General features: G+C 62.6%; 21 protein-coding genes. 1 reads left to right on the plus strand and 20 read right to left on the minus strand.

All coding sequences use genetic code 11. The annotated features are described in order from the left end of the window. Window positions 1-60: 60 nt before the first annotated feature. The 4 genes from EKK97_RS20455 to EKK97_RS20470 form a co-directional block, all read right to left on the minus strand. Window positions 61-831 carry a lysophospholipid acyltransferase family protein gene (locus EKK97_RS20455; RefSeq protein ID WP_159554781.1) on the minus strand — a complete coding sequence of 257 codons (771 nt, stop codon included), beginning with the start codon at window positions 829-831 and terminating at the stop codon, window positions 61-63. Beyond that, a complete protein-coding gene (locus EKK97_RS20460) occupies window positions 828-1,721 on the minus strand; it encodes a sugar nucleotide-binding protein (RefSeq protein WP_159554783.1) in 894 nt (297 codons plus the stop codon). Before EKK97_RS20460 ends, EKK97_RS20455 begins: the two co-directional genes overlap by 4 nt. 33 nt (window positions 1,722-1,754) lie before the next feature. Further along, on the minus strand, window positions 1,755-2,375 hold the full coding sequence (locus EKK97_RS20465; RefSeq protein ID WP_159554785.1) for a single-stranded DNA-binding protein: 621 nt from the start codon (window positions 2,373-2,375) through the stop codon (window positions 1,755-1,757). A gap of 72 nt (window positions 2,376-2,447) precedes the next feature. Beyond that, complete coding sequence (locus EKK97_RS20470) at window positions 2,448-3,833, minus strand: MFS transporter (protein WP_159554787.1); 1,386 nt, start codon at window positions 3,831-3,833, stop codon at window positions 2,448-2,450. A 164-nt stretch (window positions 3,834-3,997) separates the two neighbouring features. Between EKK97_RS20470 and uvrA the strand changes: the two genes are divergently transcribed. Beyond that, window positions 3,998-6,859: an excinuclease ABC subunit UvrA gene (uvrA, locus tag EKK97_RS20475; protein WP_159554789.1), complete on the plus strand. Its 2,862-nt coding sequence runs from the start codon at window positions 3,998-4,000 to the stop codon at window positions 6,857-6,859. A gap of 94 nt (window positions 6,860-6,953) precedes the next feature. On the opposite strand, the gene rplQ is transcribed toward uvrA, so the two are convergent. The 16 genes from rplQ to rplX form a co-directional block, all read right to left on the minus strand. Further along, entirely contained in the window at window positions 6,954-7,349 is a 396-nt protein-coding gene (gene rplQ / locus EKK97_RS20480; RefSeq protein WP_159554791.1) for a 50S ribosomal protein L17, read from the minus strand. A gap of 39 nt (window positions 7,350-7,388) precedes the next feature. Beyond that, the gene (locus tag EKK97_RS20485; protein WP_159554793.1) at window positions 7,389-8,387 is read right to left on the minus strand and encodes a DNA-directed RNA polymerase subunit alpha; all 999 of its coding nucleotides are present in this window, start codon (window positions 8,385-8,387) and stop codon (window positions 7,389-7,391) included. A gap of 82 nt (window positions 8,388-8,469) precedes the next feature. Next, complete coding sequence (gene rpsD, locus EKK97_RS20490) at window positions 8,470-9,090, minus strand: 30S ribosomal protein S4 (protein WP_010626489.1); 621 nt, start codon at window positions 9,088-9,090, stop codon at window positions 8,470-8,472. Window positions 9,091-9,102: 12 nt separating this feature from the next. After that, window positions 9,103-9,489, minus strand: a complete 387-nt coding sequence (gene rpsK, locus EKK97_RS20495) for a 30S ribosomal protein S11 (protein ID WP_010626488.1) — start codon at window positions 9,487-9,489, stop codon at window positions 9,103-9,105. A 39-nt stretch (window positions 9,490-9,528) separates the two neighbouring features. Then, entirely contained in the window at window positions 9,529-9,885 is a 357-nt protein-coding gene (gene rpsM / locus EKK97_RS20500; RefSeq protein WP_159554795.1) for a 30S ribosomal protein S13, read from the minus strand. 122 nt (window positions 9,886-10,007) lie between these two features. Then, a complete protein-coding gene (gene rpmJ / locus EKK97_RS20505; protein WP_009099023.1) occupies window positions 10,008-10,121 on the minus strand; it encodes a 50S ribosomal protein L36 in 114 nt (37 codons plus the stop codon). A 53-nt stretch (window positions 10,122-10,174) separates the two neighbouring features. Further along, window positions 10,175-11,506, minus strand: a complete 1,332-nt coding sequence (secY, locus tag EKK97_RS20510) for a preprotein translocase subunit SecY (RefSeq protein ID WP_159554797.1) — start codon at window positions 11,504-11,506, stop codon at window positions 10,175-10,177. Beyond that, complete coding sequence (rplO, locus tag EKK97_RS20515; protein WP_159554799.1) at window positions 11,507-11,941, minus strand: 50S ribosomal protein L15; 435 nt, start codon at window positions 11,939-11,941, stop codon at window positions 11,507-11,509. It lies immediately after the preceding gene. A 3-nt stretch (window positions 11,942-11,944) separates the two neighbouring features. After that, complete coding sequence (gene rpmD, locus EKK97_RS20520; RefSeq protein WP_010626484.1) at window positions 11,945-12,127, minus strand: 50S ribosomal protein L30; 183 nt, start codon at window positions 12,125-12,127, stop codon at window positions 11,945-11,947. Window positions 12,128-12,132: 5 nt separating this feature from the next. Next, a complete protein-coding gene (gene rpsE, locus EKK97_RS20525; protein WP_010626483.1) occupies window positions 12,133-12,633 on the minus strand; it encodes a 30S ribosomal protein S5 in 501 nt (166 codons plus the stop codon). A gap of 11 nt (window positions 12,634-12,644) precedes the next feature. Beyond that, on the minus strand, window positions 12,645-12,995 hold the full coding sequence (gene rplR, locus EKK97_RS20530; RefSeq protein WP_111413347.1) for a 50S ribosomal protein L18: 351 nt from the start codon (window positions 12,993-12,995) through the stop codon (window positions 12,645-12,647). A gap of 9 nt (window positions 12,996-13,004) precedes the next feature. Further along, entirely contained in the window at window positions 13,005-13,535 is a 531-nt protein-coding gene (rplF, locus tag EKK97_RS20535) for a 50S ribosomal protein L6 (protein ID WP_111413346.1), read from the minus strand. Between the two features lie 9 nt (window positions 13,536-13,544). Then, window positions 13,545-13,937, minus strand: a complete 393-nt coding sequence (gene rpsH, locus EKK97_RS20540; RefSeq protein ID WP_159554801.1) for a 30S ribosomal protein S8 — start codon at window positions 13,935-13,937, stop codon at window positions 13,545-13,547. 32 nt (window positions 13,938-13,969) lie between these two features. After that, on the minus strand, window positions 13,970-14,275 hold the full coding sequence (gene rpsN / locus EKK97_RS20545) for a 30S ribosomal protein S14 (RefSeq protein ID WP_159554803.1): 306 nt from the start codon (window positions 14,273-14,275) through the stop codon (window positions 13,970-13,972). A 10-nt stretch (window positions 14,276-14,285) separates the two neighbouring features. After that, on the minus strand, window positions 14,286-14,825 hold the full coding sequence (gene rplE, locus EKK97_RS20550; protein ID WP_159554805.1) for a 50S ribosomal protein L5: 540 nt from the start codon (window positions 14,823-14,825) through the stop codon (window positions 14,286-14,288). Between the two features lie 18 nt (window positions 14,826-14,843). Further along, window positions 14,844-15,161 carry a 50S ribosomal protein L24 gene (gene rplX / locus EKK97_RS20555; protein ID WP_086507996.1) on the minus strand — a complete coding sequence of 106 codons (318 nt, stop codon included), beginning with the start codon at window positions 15,159-15,161 and terminating at the stop codon, window positions 14,844-14,846. Window positions 15,162-15,163: the final 2 nt, after the last annotated feature.

Raw genomic sequence — 15,163 nt, forward strand, 5'->3', positions numbered from 1 at the left:
TCACGTCGAAACGCAGAAGGCGCCCCCAAGGGGCGCCTTCTGCGTTTCGACGTCTGTTCGTCAGCTGTTGCCATGGCTGGAAGCTACCGTCACCGCGGACTTGGCCGCCTCCGGACGTGGGACTTCGGAAATTTCGGCCAAGCGCGCCTCGATCCAGGCTTCGACCTCGACCAGCACCTCCTCCGGCGTGCGCCCCTCGGTCTCGATGGGCGCGCCGACCACCACGTTGAGTATCCCCGGATTCTTCACCCAGTAGCGGCCAGGCCAGCGCTCACCGGCATTATGCGCCACCGGCAGTACCGGCACTCCGGCGCGACAGGCGATGACGGCACCGCTCTTGTTGTAACGCCGCCGTTGCCCCGGGTCGACCCGGGTACCCTCGGGGAAGATCAACACCGTCAACCCCTCCTGCAGGCGTGCCACCCCCTGAGTCAGTACCTGCTTCATGGCCCGTGCCGGCTTCGAGCGATCCAGCCCGATGGGGTGCAGCAACCTGAGTCCCCAGCCGAATATCGGAAGACGCAGCAGTTCCTGCTTGAGTACCGTACATACCGGCGGCTTGAGAATCTGCAGGTACAGGGTTTCCCATTCGCACTGATGGTTGGCCAGGATCACGCAAGGCCCCTGCGGCAAATGCTCCTTGCCGCTGACCCGGTAGGTCACCCCGCAGGTCCAGCGAAACCAGGCGGTAATGAAATGATTGTAGAGATTGAGCAGGCGGTAACGTGCCGGCAGGGCCAGGAATGGCGCGACAGGCAGAAACAGCACGCCGCAAACGAGAATGGCGAAGAAGTAGCCGAAATAAAACAGCACGCTGCGCAATACGTTCATGCAGGAGAGCGGCCTCCTTCATCGCTCATGGCGGGTCGGCGCGCCTGGCACCATTCGTCGAGCAGACGTCCCACTTCCAGTCGCCAGGGCTTCTGATGCACCCCGAAGGCCTCCAACACACGCCGGCAGTTGAGCACGCGACGCAGCGGTTGGTCGTGATGATGCTTGAGCGCCTTCACTTCTCCCAGCGCCACCTGCTCCCCCAGCCCCTCCAGGCGCGTCGAGAGCTGAGTACGCACCATGGACGTGAAGGTATAGGCGCTGACCGGCTCCGTTCCCGCCAGGTGATAAGCGCCCCAAGCGTTGGAGCCGCAGTTGAGCTGGTGCAGCATACCGACCAGCGCCATGGCCACGGCATCCGCCGACGTCGGGCAGAAGATCACGTCCTGGGCCGCACGCACCTCCTCGCCGGTGACCAGGCTATCGATCACGCCGCTGAGCCAGGCATGCCCGCCCTCCAGGGCGAACAGCGGTCCCAGGCGCACGATCAGATGGCGCGGATGACTTTGGCGAATGCGATCGCCAATGGCGATCAGCCGCCTCAGACTCTCGTCCCGCGGTGCCGGAATCACATGCTCGTCGATGGGCGTTTCGAAGCCATCCTGATAGAGCTGGTCGGAAACGCACCAGACCAGTGGCGTATCGGTCTCACGACAGGCTTCCAGACAGGCGTCGACCCCCTCGCCGTGGGCCACCACGGCGGCGGGCTCGATCTCCATGGGCGCCGACAATGGCGGCACGATCACCGCCATCGGTGCCAGCTCGCGCAGTCTGGCCGCATCAATGTTCAAGCCGGGCTCGATGACGAGCTCGGTATCGCTACGCCGATGCACCAGCCTGGCCAGCGCCAGATTGAGGCAATGGCCGGCATCCAGTATCAACAGCTTCACGCTAACGCCTCCGGCGGCTTCGATCGGATGAGATCAGAACGGAATCTCGTCGTCGAAATCGTCGAAGCTGCCCGGATCGGGTGCGCCATAGTTGCTCTGCTTCTGCCCGCCCTGCTGGGGTTGGCCGCCCGGCGCCGGACGCTGCTGTGGCTGGCCACCGCCATAGCCGCCCTGTTGAGGCGCGTTGGCATAGCCACCACCTTGCGGCGGAGCGCCATAACCGCCCTGCTGCGGCGCGGGAGCGCCTTGAGGCGCACCATAGCCTCCACCTTGCTGCTGCGGCATGCCCGCTCCGGCCTGGCCGCCAAAGTCGCCGCTGCGCGAATCGAGCATCTGCATGTCGTTGCAGACGATCTCGGTGGTATAGCGATCCTGACCGTCCTGCCCCTGCCATTTGCGCGTCTGTAGACGCCCCTCGAGATACACCCGAGACCCCTTCTTCAGATACTGCTGGGCGATCTCGGCCAGGCGGTTGAACAGCACCACCGAGTGCCATTCGGTACGCTCCTGACGCTGACCGCTCTGCTTGTCGGTCCAGGTGTCGGTGGTAGCAACGCGCAGGTTGGCGACGGGGCTACCGGAAGGCATGAAGCGGACCTCGGGGTCCTGCCCCAGGTTACCGATGAGAATGACCTTGTTGACGCCACGGGCCATGCTGGACTCCCTCTATAGTGAACAGGTGCATTGTAATGGTTCGGCCTTGCGGGCCGATGCCTGGCAAGCAGGCTAACCGCCGTGGCGGTTCGAGCGGATCAGGCGCGCCAGGGCATCCTCGTCGAGGCGGCGCCGATCCACCTTAAGATACGCGACTCGCTCCTCCGGCACGACCAGAACGTCCTCGACCCCGGCCACTTCGGCAAAGCTCGCCATCAGCGTATCGAGCGCATCCCCCTGGTGCTCGTCGTCCAGGGCCACGACCTCGCTCGACAAATGCGGCGGAGCTGGCATGCCCAGCATCAACAACCACCAGAGCGCGGCCAACACGGCACTGCCGACGAAGACCGCCGACAGCCCCCACTGCTGAGCCAGGAAGCCCCCCAGCACGCCACCCAGGAAGGCGCCGAGGAACTGGCTGGTCGAATAGACGCCCATCGCCGTGCCTTTGGCCCCGGCCGGTGCCAGCTTGCTGAGCATCGACGGCAGCATGGCCTCGAGCAGATTGAAGGCAATGAAGAACAGCAGCAGCCCAGCGAACAGCACCCAGCCGCTGCCGAAGCCGGCCAACCCGGCCAGACTGGCAGTAATCGCGCCAATCGCCGCCAGGCTCATGCCCTTCATGCGCTGGCGCTTCTCGGCCACCACCACCAGCGGCACCATGGCGATGAATGCCAATGCCATGATGGCGAGATAGGTCAACCCATGGCGCTCTGCCTCGATACCCGCTTCAACCAAGCGGAACGGCACGGCGACGAAGATTGCCATCAGCACCAGGTGCAGGGAGAAGATCGACAGGTCGAGCCGCCACAGGTCGGCACGCGTGAAGATCGCGGCCAATTGGCCGCGGTCGATGCCTACGTCGCGATGACGCAGTCGCCGCGGTGCCGGTGGCACCAGCTTCCACAGCACTGCCAGGCCCAGCGCGGCCAGCAGGGCAGTAAACCAGAACACCGACGAGAGGCCGAACGTCGCGGCCAGCCAGGGGCCCAGCACCATGGCCACGGCAAACGCCACGCCGATGGAGAGACCGATGGTGGCCATGGCCGCGGTGCGCACCTGCTCGCGGGTCTGATCGGCCAGCAGCGCCATGATCGCCGCCGCCACCGCCCCGCTGCCCTGCAGGCAGCGCCCCAGGATCACCCCGCCGATGGTATCGGCATTGGCCGCCACCACGCTGCCCAGCAAGAACAACAGCAGTCCACCGGCAATTACCGGCTTGCGTCCCAGGCGGTCGGAGAGCAGACCAAAGGGGATCTGCAGGATCGCCTGGGTAAGGCCGTAGACACCCAGCGCCAGCCCCACCAGCAGCGGTGTGGCGCCGGCCAGTTCGTCGGCATACAGCGCCAGCACCGGCAACACCATGAACAGCCCCAGCATGCGCGTGGCATACAGGCCGGCCAGGCCGGTAATGGCGCGCCGTTCGGAGGCTAGCAGCAATCCAGAGAGCTTGCGCATAGGGGATCAGAGGATTCCATGATGGACGGGCCGGAGCCCTTTTTGATGGACCGACTATTCTAACGATTCCAGCCCCCACAGGAAACGTCTCGACCAGCGACGCTTTGGCGCGCAGTCGACCGCGGACGTATAATCGAGGTTTTGCCGAGCGCCATGAGGTGTGAATGGACAGGATCGTGGTCAGGGGTGCGCGCACCCACAACCTCAAGCAGATCGACGTCGAGCTGCCCCGCGACAGCCTGATCGTGGTCACCGGGCTTTCGGGCTCGGGCAAGTCGTCGCTGGCCTTCGACACCCTCTATGCCGAGGGCCAGCGCCGCTACGTGGAATCGCTCTCCACCTACGCCCGACAGTTCTTGTCGATGATGGAGAAGCCAGACGTCGACCATATCGAGGGGCTATCTCCGGCGATCTCCATCGAGCAGAAATCCACCTCCCACAACCCGCGCTCCACGGTGGGCACCATCACCGAGATCTACGACTACCTGCGCCTGCTATTCGCCCGTGCCGGCACGCCGCGCTGCCCCGAACACGGCGAGGAGCTCGAAGCCAGCACCATCTCGCAGATGGTCGACCAGGTACTGGCGCTTCCCGAAGGCAGCAAGCTGATGCTGCTGGCGCCGGTGGTCAAGGGCCGCAAGGGCGAGCACCTGCAGCTGCTGGCCGAGCTGCGCGCCCAGGGTTTCGTCCGCGTGATGGTCGATGGCCAGGCGTTGGAGCTCGACGATATCGCCCCGCTGGACAAGAACAAGAAACACGACATCAGCGTGGTGGTCGATCGCATCAAGGTGCGTGAAGGGCTGGCCCAGCGTCTGGCCGAGTCGTTCGAGACGGCACTCAACCTGGCCGACGGCATCGCCGTGGTGCATTTCATGGACGGCGAGGCCGAGGACATCACCTTCTCGGCGCGCTTCGCCTGCCCGGTGTGCGGATACGCCATTGCCGAGCTCGAGCCGCGCATGTTCTCGTTCAACAATCCCGCAGGCGCCTGCCCTACCTGTGACGGACTCGGTGTACAGCAGGTCTTCGATCCTGACAAGCTCATCAGCCACCCGGAGCTATCCCTGGCAGAGGGCGTGATCAAGGGCTGGGACCGGCGCAGCGTCTACTACTTCAGTCAGCTGCAGGCGGTCGCCGAGCACTACCGTTTCACCCTGGAGACGCCGTGGCAGGAGCTGGCCCGCCATGAAAAGGACATCGTTCTCTACGGCAGTGGCGATGACGAGATAAGCTTCTCCTACGTCAACGACCGGGGCCGGCGAGTCACTCGCGAGCACCCCTTCGAAGGCGTGCTGCCCAACATGCAGCGTCGCTATCGCGAAACCGAGTCAAGCATGGTGCGCGAGGAGCTGGCCCGCTACATTGCCGACCGCCCGTGCCCCACCTGCCACGGCTCGCGCCTGCGTAAGGAGGCACGCCACGTCTTCGTCGACGACCACACGCTGCCGCAGATCGTGCAGCTGCCGATCGGCGAGGCCTGGGACTACTTCCAGCGCCTGACCCTGCCCGGGCGTAAGGGCGAGATCGCCCAGAAGGTGATCAACGAAATCCATGCCCGCCTGGAATTCCTGGTCAACGTCGGACTCGACTACCTCAACCTCGAGCGCAGCGCCGAGACCCTTTCGGGCGGCGAGGCCCAGCGCATCCGCCTGGCCAGCCAGATCGGCGCCGGCCTGGTAGGCGTCATGTACATCCTCGACGAACCCTCCATCGGCCTGCATCAGCGCGACAATGACCGCCTGCTCAAGACCCTGATTCATCTGCGCGACCTGGGCAACACCGTGATCGTGGTGGAGCACGACGAGGACGCCATTCGCGCCGCGGATCATGTGCTCGACATCGGCCCCGGCGCCGGAGTGCACGGCGGCAGGATCGTCGCCCAGGGCACTCCGGAGCAGGTCATGGCCAGCCACGACTCGCTGACGGGACAGTATCTCTCCGGCAAGCGCCGTATCGAGGTGCCCAAGTGGCGAATCCCCGGCAACCCTGAGAAACGGCTCGTCCTCACCGGAGCGCGGGGCAACAACCTGCACGACGTCACCCTGACCCTGCCGCTGGGGTTGTTCATCTGCGTCACCGGCGTCTCGGGCTCGGGCAAATCAACGCTGATCAACTCGACGCTGATGCCCATCGCCGCACGCGAACTCAATCACGCCACCACCCTGACACCGGCACCCTACGACACCATCGAGGGGCTCGATCAACTCGACAAGGTGATCGACATCGACCAGAGCCCCATCGGGCGTACACCGCGCTCCAATCCAGCCACCTACACTGGCATCTTCACACCGATACGCGAACTCTTCGCCGGCACCCAGGAGGCACGTTCACGGGGCTACAAACCCGGCCGCTTCTCGTTCAACGTCAAGGGCGGGCGCTGCGAGGCGTGCCAGGGCGAGGGCATGATCAAGGTAGAGATGCATTTCCTGCCCGACATCTACGTGCCCTGCGACGTGTGCAAGGGTAAGCGCTACAACCGCGAGACACTGGAGATCGAGTATAAGGGCAAGAGCATCGACGAGGTGCTCGAGATGACGGTGGAAGAAGCGCTGGAGTTCTTCAGCCCGGTACCGGCCATCGCCCGTCGCCTGCAGACCCTGCTCGACGTCGGACTCTCCTACATCCGTCTGGGCCAGAGCGCCACCACACTTTCCGGTGGTGAGGCCCAGCGGGTCAAGCTGGCCCGCGAGCTGGCCAAGCGCGATACCGGCAAGACGCTCTATATCCTGGACGAACCCACCACCGGCCTGCACTTCGAGGACATCCGCCAACTGCTCGCCGTGCTCCATCGCCTGCGTGATCACGGCAATACCATCGTGGTGATCGAGCACAACCTTGACGTGATCAAGACCGCTGACTGGATCGTCGATCTCGGCCCCGAGGGCGGCTCTGGCGGCGGCAGGATCATCGCCGAGGGCACCCCTGAACAGGTCGCCGAGATGGAAGTCTCCCACACCGGACGCTTCCTCAAGCCCTTGCTGGAGCGAGCCAGAAGCCAGCAGGCAGAACTAGCAACATCCAAATAGCATCGTATCAGACTAAAAAAACCCGGCTTCGCGAGAAGCCGGGTTTTTCGTTTCTACCGCTATAGCGCTGCCGGGTCAGGCCCGCTGCCGGTGATCACTCCTCGGCGGCGGCTTCCTCGACCTCCTCGGCGACCGGGCGGTCGACGAGTTCGACGAAGGCCATGGGGGCGTTGTCGCCGGTGCGGAAACCGCACTTGAGAATACGGACGTAACCGCCCGGACGCTCGGCGTAACGCGGACCCAGCTCGTTGAAGAGCTTGCCGACCGCTTCCTTCGAGCGGGTACGGCTGAAGGCCAGACGACGGTTGGCGACGCTGTCCTGCTTGGCCAGGGTGATCAGCGGCTCGATGACGCGACGCAGCTCCTTGGCCTTGGGCAGGGTTGTCTTGATCACTTCGTGCTCGATCAGCGACACGCTCATGTTCTTGAACATGGCCTGGCGATGCGAGCTGGTACGATTGAGGTGACGACCACTCTTACGATGACGCATGGTTGTGATTCCTTACCAAACTGGGACTCGAGTCGACGCTCACGCGGAGGCCTTGTCGTCCTTCAGGCTCGCCGGCGGCCAATTCTCCAGCCGCATGCCAAGGGAAAGACCACGAGCAGCCAACACGTCCTTGATTTCGTTCAAAGACTTCTTGCCGAGGTTCGGCGTCTTCAGCAGCTCCACCTCGGTGCGCTGGATCAAATCGCCGATGTAATAAATGTTCTCGGCCTTCAAGCAGTTGGCACTGCGGACGGTCAACTCGAGATCGTCTACGGGACGCAGCAGGATCGGATCGACGTGATCCTCTTCCTCCTCGACCTCCTGTTCCTTGTCGGCTTCCAGGTCGACGAACGCTGCCAGCTGCTCCTGCAGGATGGTGGCGCTGCGACGGATCGCCTCTTCGGGATCCAGGGTGCCGTCGGTTTCCAAGTCGATGATCAGCTTGTCGAGGTCGGTACGCTGCTCGACACGCGCGGCATCGACGGCATACGAGACACGACGCACAGGGCTGAAGGTGGCATCCAGCTGCAGGCGGCCGATGGCACGCGACTCATCGTCGGCGCCCACGCGGGCATCCGCCGGCTCGTAGCCGCGACCACGCGCGACCTTGAGCTGCATCTTGAGCTCGGCGCCTTCGTTGACGTGAGCGATGACGTGGTCGGGATTGACGATCTCGACGTCATGGTCGAGAACGATATCGCCCGCGGTCACCACGGCCGGGCCCTGCTTGTTCAGCGAGAGCACCGCCTCGTCGCGACTGTGCATGCGGATGGCCACGTCCTTGAGGTTCAGGAGAATCTCGATGACGTCTTCCTGAACACCCTCGATCGCGCTGTACTCATGCTCGACACCCGAGATCTCGACTTCCACCACGGCGCAGCCGGGCATGGACGAGAGCAGAATGCGACGCAGCGCATTGCCCAGGGTATGGCCAAAGCCACGCTCGAACGGCTCGAGCACGATCTTCGCGTGGTGCGCGCTGATCTCTTCGACCTTGATATCGCGCGGACGGAGAAACTCTGTCACTGAACGCTGCATAACTACACCTTTGAGGCTGCCTAACGGTTACTCGGTACTCGGCGCCGGCCCCGAAGGACCGGCACGACGCGATCAGCGGCGCTTACTTCGAGTACAGCTCGACGATCAGGTTTTCGTTGATGTCAGCCGACAGGTCGCCGCGTTCCGGGATAGCCTTGAAGGTGCCTTCCATCTTCTTGGCGTCCACCTCGATCCAGGCAACATCGCCACGGTTGGCAGCGATGGAAAGCGCACTCTGAATGCGCGCCTGGTTCTTTGCCTTCTCACGAACGGAAACCACGTCGCCGGGCTTGACCTGGTAGGAAGCCACGTTGACGGTACGGCCGTTGACCGCAATCGCCTTGTGGCTCACCAGCTGGCGCGCCTCGGAACGGGTGGAACCGAAGCCCATGCGATAGACGACGTTGTCCAGTCGGGATTCGAGCAGCTGCAGCAGGACTTCGCCGGTGGCGCCGGAGCGACGGGCGGCTTCCTTGTAGTAGCTGCGGAACTGCTTTTCGAGCACGCCGTAGATACGACGCACTTTCTGCTTCTCGCGAAGCTGCAAGCCGTAGTCGGAAAGACGCTGACGGCGCTGGCCGTGCACACCCGGGATCTGCTCGGATTTGCACTTCTTCTCGAAGGGAGTCACACCGCTCTTGAGGAAGAGGTCGGTGCCTTCACGACGAGACAGTTTGCACTTCGGTCCAATATAACGAGCCATGAATCTGTCTCCTTAAACGCGGCGTTTCTTCGGCGGACGGCAGCCATTGTGGGGAATGGGCGTCGCGTCAGTGATGCTCTGCACGCGGAAGCCGGCGGCGCTCAGCGCACGCACGGCGGATTCACGGCCAGGACCGGGGCCCTTGACCAGCACGTCGACGTTTTTCACACCATACTCGGCTGCAGCGGTCGCTGCACGTTCGCTTGCCACTTGAGCAGCGAACGGGGTGCTCTTGCGAGAACCACGAAAACCCGAACCACCGGCAGTTGCCCAGGAAAGGGCATTGCCCTGGCGGTCTGTGATCGTCACGATCGTGTTGTTAAAAGAGGCGTGGATGTGCGCAACGGCGTCCACTACCTGCTTTTTAACCTTTTTACGGTTGCTACGCGGGTTAGCCATGTTGATGTCAATTCCTGTCTTTACGCCAGAACGTGCGTGTTACTTGCGGATCGGCTTACGCGGGCCCTTACGGGTACGCGCGTTAGTCTTGGTACGCTGACCACGCAGCGGAAGACTACGACGATGACGCAGACCACGATAGCAACCCAGGTCCATGAGACGCTTGATGTTGAGCGTCACATCACGACGAAGGTCACCTTCCACGGTGTACTTGCCGACCTCGGCACGCAGGGCATCCACCTCCTCAGAGGAGAGCTCCTGAACCTTGGTGGTCGGCGCGATGCCGGTAGCGGCACAGATTTCCTGCGCGCGCGTGCGGCCAATCCCGAAGATATAGGTCAGCGAGATCGCCGCATGCTTGTTGTCCGGGATATTGACGCCTGCAATACGGGCCATCAGCTTTCTCCGAAATTTGAGCGGCTTGCTCGATTAGTCACTACAAAAGGCGCAACAGCATACCCCTTTACCCACCTTAGGGCAAGGGGTATGCCGGCACCACTTTTCCACAAGCGCCAGGATCAACCCTGGCGCTGCTTGTGCCGCGGCTCGATGCAGATGACGCGAACCGCGCCATTGCGACGAATGATCTTGCAGTTGCGGCACATCTTCTTGACGGAAGCTCGAACTTTCATCGTTCCTTACTCCAAAATCGGCACGCGGCGCGCCAGAGCACTGACGGCGCGGCTCAGCGCATGATGCCGCCGCTGCCATAGCCTTTCAGGTTGGACTTCTTCATCACCGACTCGTACTGGTGCGACATGAGGTGCGACTGCACCTGGGCCATGAAGTCCATGATGACCACCACCACGATCAGAAGCGAGGTACCGCCGAAGAAGAACGGCACGTTCCACGCCACGATCAGGAACTGGGGCATCAGAGAAACCGCGGTGATGTAAAGGGCACCGAACAAGGTCAGACGTGTCATGACCTTGTCGACATAGCGAGCGGTCTGCTCACCAGGGCGAATACCCGGCAGGAAAGCCCCCGACTTCTTGAGGTTATCGGCGACATCCTTTGGGTTGAAGACCAGCGCTGTGTAAAAGAAGCAGAAGAATACCACCGCCGCCGCGAAAAGCAAGATGTACAACGGCTGTCCTGGCCCCAGGGCCTGGGAAGCACGCTGCAGCCACTCCATGCCGTCGCCGGCGCCGACCCATTGGCCGATGGAGGCAGGAAACAGCAGGATGCTGGAAGCGAAGATCGGCGGAATCACACCCGCCATGTTCACCTTCAGCGGCAGATAGCTGCTCTGCCCGGCATACATCTTGTTACCGACCTGGCGCCGCGGGTAGTTCACCGTGATGCGGCGCTGACCGCGCTCGATGAACACCACGAAGGCCACGGTCGCCACGCCCAGCACGGAGAGGGCCAGCAGCGGCAGTACGTTCCACGCACCTTCGTTGCGGGCCAGCTCGAATGCCTGGCCTACCGCACCCGGCAGGCCGGCGACGATACCGGCGAAGATCAGCAGCGAGATGCCGTTGCCGATACCCTTCTCGGTGATCTGCTCGCCCAGCCACATCAGGAACACTGCACCCGACACGAAGGTGACGATGGCAGTGAAGTAGAAGCTGAAGTCAGCGGTGTAGGCGATGCCCTGGCTGGCCAGGCCCACCGACATGCCGGTAGCCTGGACGAAGGCCAGCAGCACGGTACCGTAGCGGGTGTATTGGCTGATCTTGCGACGGCCAGCCTCGCCCTCCTTCTTCAACTGCTCGAGGTGGGGCGAGACTGCGGTCAGCAGCTGCATGATGATCGACGCCGAGATGTAGGGCATGATGCCCAGGGCGAAGATACTCATGCGTTCCAGCGCACCACCCGAGAACATGTTGAACAGTCCCAGGATGGTGCCCTGCTGCTCCCTGAACAAGGCAGCAAGCTGGTCAGGATTGATACCGGGAACGGGGATATGGGCACCGATGCGGTACACCACGATGGCGAGGAGCACGAAGCGCAGACGCGCCCACAGTTCACTCAGACCGCTGCCCATCGCCGGCATGTTTCCTGACTTGGCCATTTAGTCCTCTACCTTGCCACCGGCGGCTTCGATCGCGGCACGGGCACCCTTGGTGACCTTGAGACCGCGGACGGTAACCGCCTTGTTGACGTCGCCGGAAAGAATGATCTTCGCGTGCTGGGTGGCATCCTTGAGCACGTTGGCCTGCTTCAAGGTTTCCAGGGTGACTTCGTCACCGCTGACCTTGGCCAGCTCGCTCAGGCGCACCTCTTCGGAGACCAGCGACTTCATGGAGGTGAAGCCGAACTTGGGCAGACGCCGCTGCAGCGGCATCTGACCGCCCTCGAAACCGGGCTTCACGGTGCCGCCGCTACGCGACTTCTGGCCCTTGTGGCCACGGCCGCCGGTCTTGCCCAGACCGGAACCGATGCCACGGCCGACGCGCTTCTCGGCGTGCTTGGAGCCCGGCGCCGGGCTCAGCGTGTTGAGTTTCATGGATTACTCTCCCTCTACCCGCACAAGGTAGTTGACCTTGTGGATCATGCCGCGCACGGCAGGGGTGTCTTCCAGCTCGACCGTATGACCGATGCGGCGCAGGCCCAGGCCCTTCATGGTGGCCTTGTGCTTGGGCAGCGTGCCGATGGTGCTACGGATCTGGGTAACCTTGAGTGTGGCTGCCATGGTATTTACCCCGTGATCGCTTCGACAGACAGACCGCGCTTGGCGGCGATGTCTTCCGGCGACTGCATGGAGGCGAGACCCTTGACGGTCGCGCGCACCACGTTGACCGGATTGGTGGAGCCGTAGCACTTGGCCAGGACGTCATGGACGCCGGCCAGCTCGAGCACGGAGCGCATGGCGCCGCCGGCGATGATCCCGGTACCTTCGGAAGCCGGCTGCATGTACACCTTGGAGGCGCCGTGACGGGCCTTCACCGGGTACTGCAGGGTATGGCCCTTGAGGCTCACCTTGACCATGTTGCGGCGTGCCTGGTCCATCGCCTTCTGGATCGCGACCGGCACTTCACGCGCCTTGCCACGACCGAAGCCGACACGACCATTGCCGTCGCCGACGACGGTCAGGGCAGTGAAGCCGAAAATACGGCCACCCTTGACCACCTTGGCGACACGGTTGACCTGCACGAGTTTTTCCTGCAGATCGCCGGTGTTCTGTTCGTTCTTCGCCATCGTAAAACCCTTTAGAATTCCAGGCCGCCTTCACGTGCGGCGTCGGCCAGGGCCTTCACGCGACCGTGGTACTTGTAACCGGCACGATCGAAGGCCACCTGGGTGATGCCAGCCTGCTTGGCACGTTCGGCAATCAGCGCACCGACCTTGGCGGCGGCGTCGGAGTTACCGGTCGCTCCCTCGCGCAGGTCCTTGTCCAGCGTGGAAGCGCTGGCCAGCACCTTGCCACCATCCGGCGAGATGATCTGCGCGTAGATGTGGCGCGGGGTACGGTTGACGCACAGGCGATACACGCCCAGCTCGCGCATCTTGGCGCGAGCGCGGCGGGCACGACGGAGACGAGATTCTTTCTTCGCGTTCATAACCCTGCCTTACTTCTTCTTGGCTTCTTTACGACGCACTTGCTCGTCGGCGTACCGCACACCCTTGCCCTTGTAGGGCTCAGGCGGACGGAAGGCACGAACCTCGGCGGCGACCTGGCCCAGCTTCTGCTTGTCCGCGCTCTTCAGCACGATGACGGTGTTCTTCGGCGTTTCCGCAGAGACACCCTCAGGCAGGGAATACTCGACCGGGTGGGAGAAGCCCAGTGACAGATTCAGCGTCTGGCCACTTGCCTGGGCACGATAGCCGACGCCAACGATTTCGAGGGTCTTGGTAAAGCCCTCGGAGACGCCGGTGACCAGGTTCTGAACCAGAGCACGAGTGGTGCCGACCATGGCCCAGGACTTGGCGCTCTCGCTCGGATTGAAGGTCAACTGACCCTCTTCCTGGGCGATGGCCACGTCCGGATGAACGGTCATGGACAGCGTGCCCTGGCCGCCCTTGACGGTCAGCTGGTCGCCGTCGAGTTTGACGTCGACGCCGGCGGGCACTTTAACCGGATATTTGGCTACGCGGGACATTCCAGACTCCTAGAATACGGTGCAGATGACTTCGCCACCGACGCCCGCCTGGCGAGCGGCACGGTCGGTCATCACGCCCTTGGAGGTGGTGACGATCGCCACACCCATGCCATCCGCCACCTTGGGCAGTGCATCCTTGCCCTTGTACTGGCGCAGGGACGGCTTGGATACCCGCTGCAGGTGCTCGATGACCGGCTTGCCCTCGAAGTACTTGAGGGTCACGGTCAGTTCGGGCTTGGTACCTTCAGCGACCGCGAAGTCGTTGATATAGCCCTCTTCCTTCAATACGCGGGCCACCTGGACCTTGAGCTTGGAGGACGGCATGGTGACCGTCTCCTTGGTGGCCATTTGCGCATTGCGGATACGGGTGAACATATCCGCCAGAGTATCTTGCATGCTCATTTACATTGCGCTCCTGATGATTCCGTGGCGGCTTACCAGCTGGACTTCTTCAGCCCAGGGACTTCGCCACGCATAGCGGCTTCACGCAGCTTGTTACGGGCAAGCCCGAACTTGTTGTAGTAGCCGTGCGGACGGCCGGTGATACGGCAGCGATTACGCTGACGCACCGGGCTGGAGTCACGCGGCAACTGCTGCAGTTTCAGCGTCGCTTCGAAGCGCTCTTCATCGGAAGCGTTCACGTTCTGGATGATCGCCTTGAGCTCGGCGCGCTTGGCCGCGTACTTCTCGACCAGCTTGGTGCGCTTGAGCTCGCGTTCAATCATGCTCTTCTTTGCCATGATCCCACCCTTATTTCTTGAACGGGAAGTTCAGCGCGCTCAGCAGCGCACGACCTTCCTCGTCGGTGTTGGCAGTAGTGGTGATGGTGACATCCAGCCCACGAATCCGATCGATTTTATCATATTCGATCTCGGGGAAGATGATCTGCTCACGCACACCCATGGAGTAGTTGCCGCGACCGTCGAAGGACTTCGGGTTGAGACCACGGAAGTCACGCACGCGGGGAATCGCGATGTTGACCAGGCGATCGAGGAATTCCCACATGCGCTCGGAGCGCAGGGTCACCTTGATACCGATCGGCCAACCTTCACGCACCTTGAAGCCCGCGATGGACTTGCGCGCCTTGGTCACCAGCGGCTTCTGACCGGAGAGTTTCTCCAGGTCGCTGATGGCATTTTCGATCAGCTTCTTGTCGCTGGTCGCGTCACCGATGCCCATGTTGAGGGTCACTTTGGTGATCCGCGGCACCTGCATCACGTTGGCGTAGCTGAACTGCTCTTTGAGCTGAGCCACCACCTCGTTCTGATAACGTTCTTTCAAGTTCGCCATTTTGCTACCCGACTCGCGTTAGGCGTCGATCTGCGTCTGCGTCGACTTGTAGATACGTACCTTGGTACCGTCTTCCTTAACCTGGAAGCCGACGCGATCCGCCTTACCGGTCTCCGAGTTGAAGATCGCCACGTTGGACGCGTGAATCGGAGCCTCGCGCTCGACGATACCGCCCTGATTGCCCGCCATAGGGTTGGGCTTGGTGTGACGCTTGATCATGTTCACACCGGACACGACGAAGCGTTCGTCCTTGAGGACGCGCTTGACGGTGCCGCGCTTGCCCTTGTCCTTGCCGGCGATGACGATCACTTCATCGTCACGTTTGATCTTTTGCATAT

The sequence above is a fragment of the Billgrantia tianxiuensis genome (genome assembly GCF_009834345.1).
Lineage (GTDB): Bacteria > Pseudomonadota > Gammaproteobacteria > Pseudomonadales > Halomonadaceae > Halomonas > Halomonas tianxiuensis.

What these genes read in the sequence shown, in the direction of transcription:
- EKK97_RS20455 (WP_159554781.1), bottom strand. Translation starts at nt 831, where the DNA reads ATGAACGTATTGCGCAGCGTGCTGTTTTATTTCGGCTACTTCTTCGCC.
- EKK97_RS20465 (WP_159554785.1), bottom strand. Translation starts at nt 2,375, where the DNA reads ATGGCCCGTGGCGTCAACAAGGTCATTCTCATCGGTAACCTGGGGCAG.
- EKK97_RS20470 (WP_159554787.1), bottom strand. Translation starts at nt 3,833, where the DNA reads ATGCGCAAGCTCTCTGGATTGCTGCTAGCCTCCGAACGGCGCGCCATT.
- uvrA (WP_159554789.1), top strand. Translation starts at nt 3,998, where the DNA reads ATGGACAGGATCGTGGTCAGGGGTGCGCGCACCCACAACCTCAAGCAG.
- rplQ (WP_159554791.1), bottom strand. Translation starts at nt 7,349, where the DNA reads ATGCGTCATCGTAAGAGTGGTCGTCACCTCAATCGTACCAGCTCGCAT.
- EKK97_RS20485 (WP_159554793.1), bottom strand. Translation starts at nt 8,387, where the DNA reads ATGCAGCGTTCAGTGACAGAGTTTCTCCGTCCGCGCGATATCAAGGTC.
- rpsD (WP_010626489.1), bottom strand. Translation starts at nt 9,090, where the DNA reads ATGGCTCGTTATATTGGACCGAAGTGCAAACTGTCTCGTCGTGAAGGC.
- rpsK (WP_010626488.1), bottom strand. Translation starts at nt 9,489, where the DNA reads ATGGCTAACCCGCGTAGCAACCGTAAAAAGGTTAAAAAGCAGGTAGTG.
- rpsM (WP_159554795.1), bottom strand. Translation starts at nt 9,885, where the DNA reads ATGGCCCGTATTGCAGGCGTCAATATCCCGGACAACAAGCATGCGGCG.
- rpmJ (WP_009099023.1), bottom strand. Translation starts at nt 10,121, where the DNA reads ATGAAAGTTCGAGCTTCCGTCAAGAAGATGTGCCGCAACTGCAAGATC.
- secY (WP_159554797.1), bottom strand. Translation starts at nt 11,506, where the DNA reads ATGGCCAAGTCAGGAAACATGCCGGCGATGGGCAGCGGTCTGAGTGAA.
- rplO (WP_159554799.1), bottom strand. Translation starts at nt 11,941, where the DNA reads ATGAAACTCAACACGCTGAGCCCGGCGCCGGGCTCCAAGCACGCCGAG.
- rpmD (WP_010626484.1), bottom strand. Translation starts at nt 12,127, where the DNA reads ATGGCAGCCACACTCAAGGTTACCCAGATCCGTAGCACCATCGGCACG.
- rpsE (WP_010626483.1), bottom strand. Translation starts at nt 12,633, where the DNA reads ATGGCGAAGAACGAACAGAACACCGGCGATCTGCAGGAAAAACTCGTG.
- rplR (WP_111413347.1), bottom strand. Translation starts at nt 12,995, where the DNA reads ATGAACGCGAAGAAAGAATCTCGTCTCCGTCGTGCCCGCCGCGCTCGC.
- rplF (WP_111413346.1), bottom strand. Translation starts at nt 13,535, where the DNA reads ATGTCCCGCGTAGCCAAATATCCGGTTAAAGTGCCCGCCGGCGTCGAC.
- rpsH (WP_159554801.1), bottom strand. Translation starts at nt 13,937, where the DNA reads ATGAGCATGCAAGATACTCTGGCGGATATGTTCACCCGTATCCGCAAT.
- rpsN (WP_159554803.1), bottom strand. Translation starts at nt 14,275, where the DNA reads ATGGCAAAGAAGAGCATGATTGAACGCGAGCTCAAGCGCACCAAGCTG.
- rplE (WP_159554805.1), bottom strand. Translation starts at nt 14,825, where the DNA reads ATGGCGAACTTGAAAGAACGTTATCAGAACGAGGTGGTGGCTCAGCTC.
- rplX (WP_086507996.1), bottom strand. Translation starts at nt 15,161, where the DNA reads ATGCAAAAGATCAAACGTGACGATGAAGTGATCGTCATCGCCGGCAAG.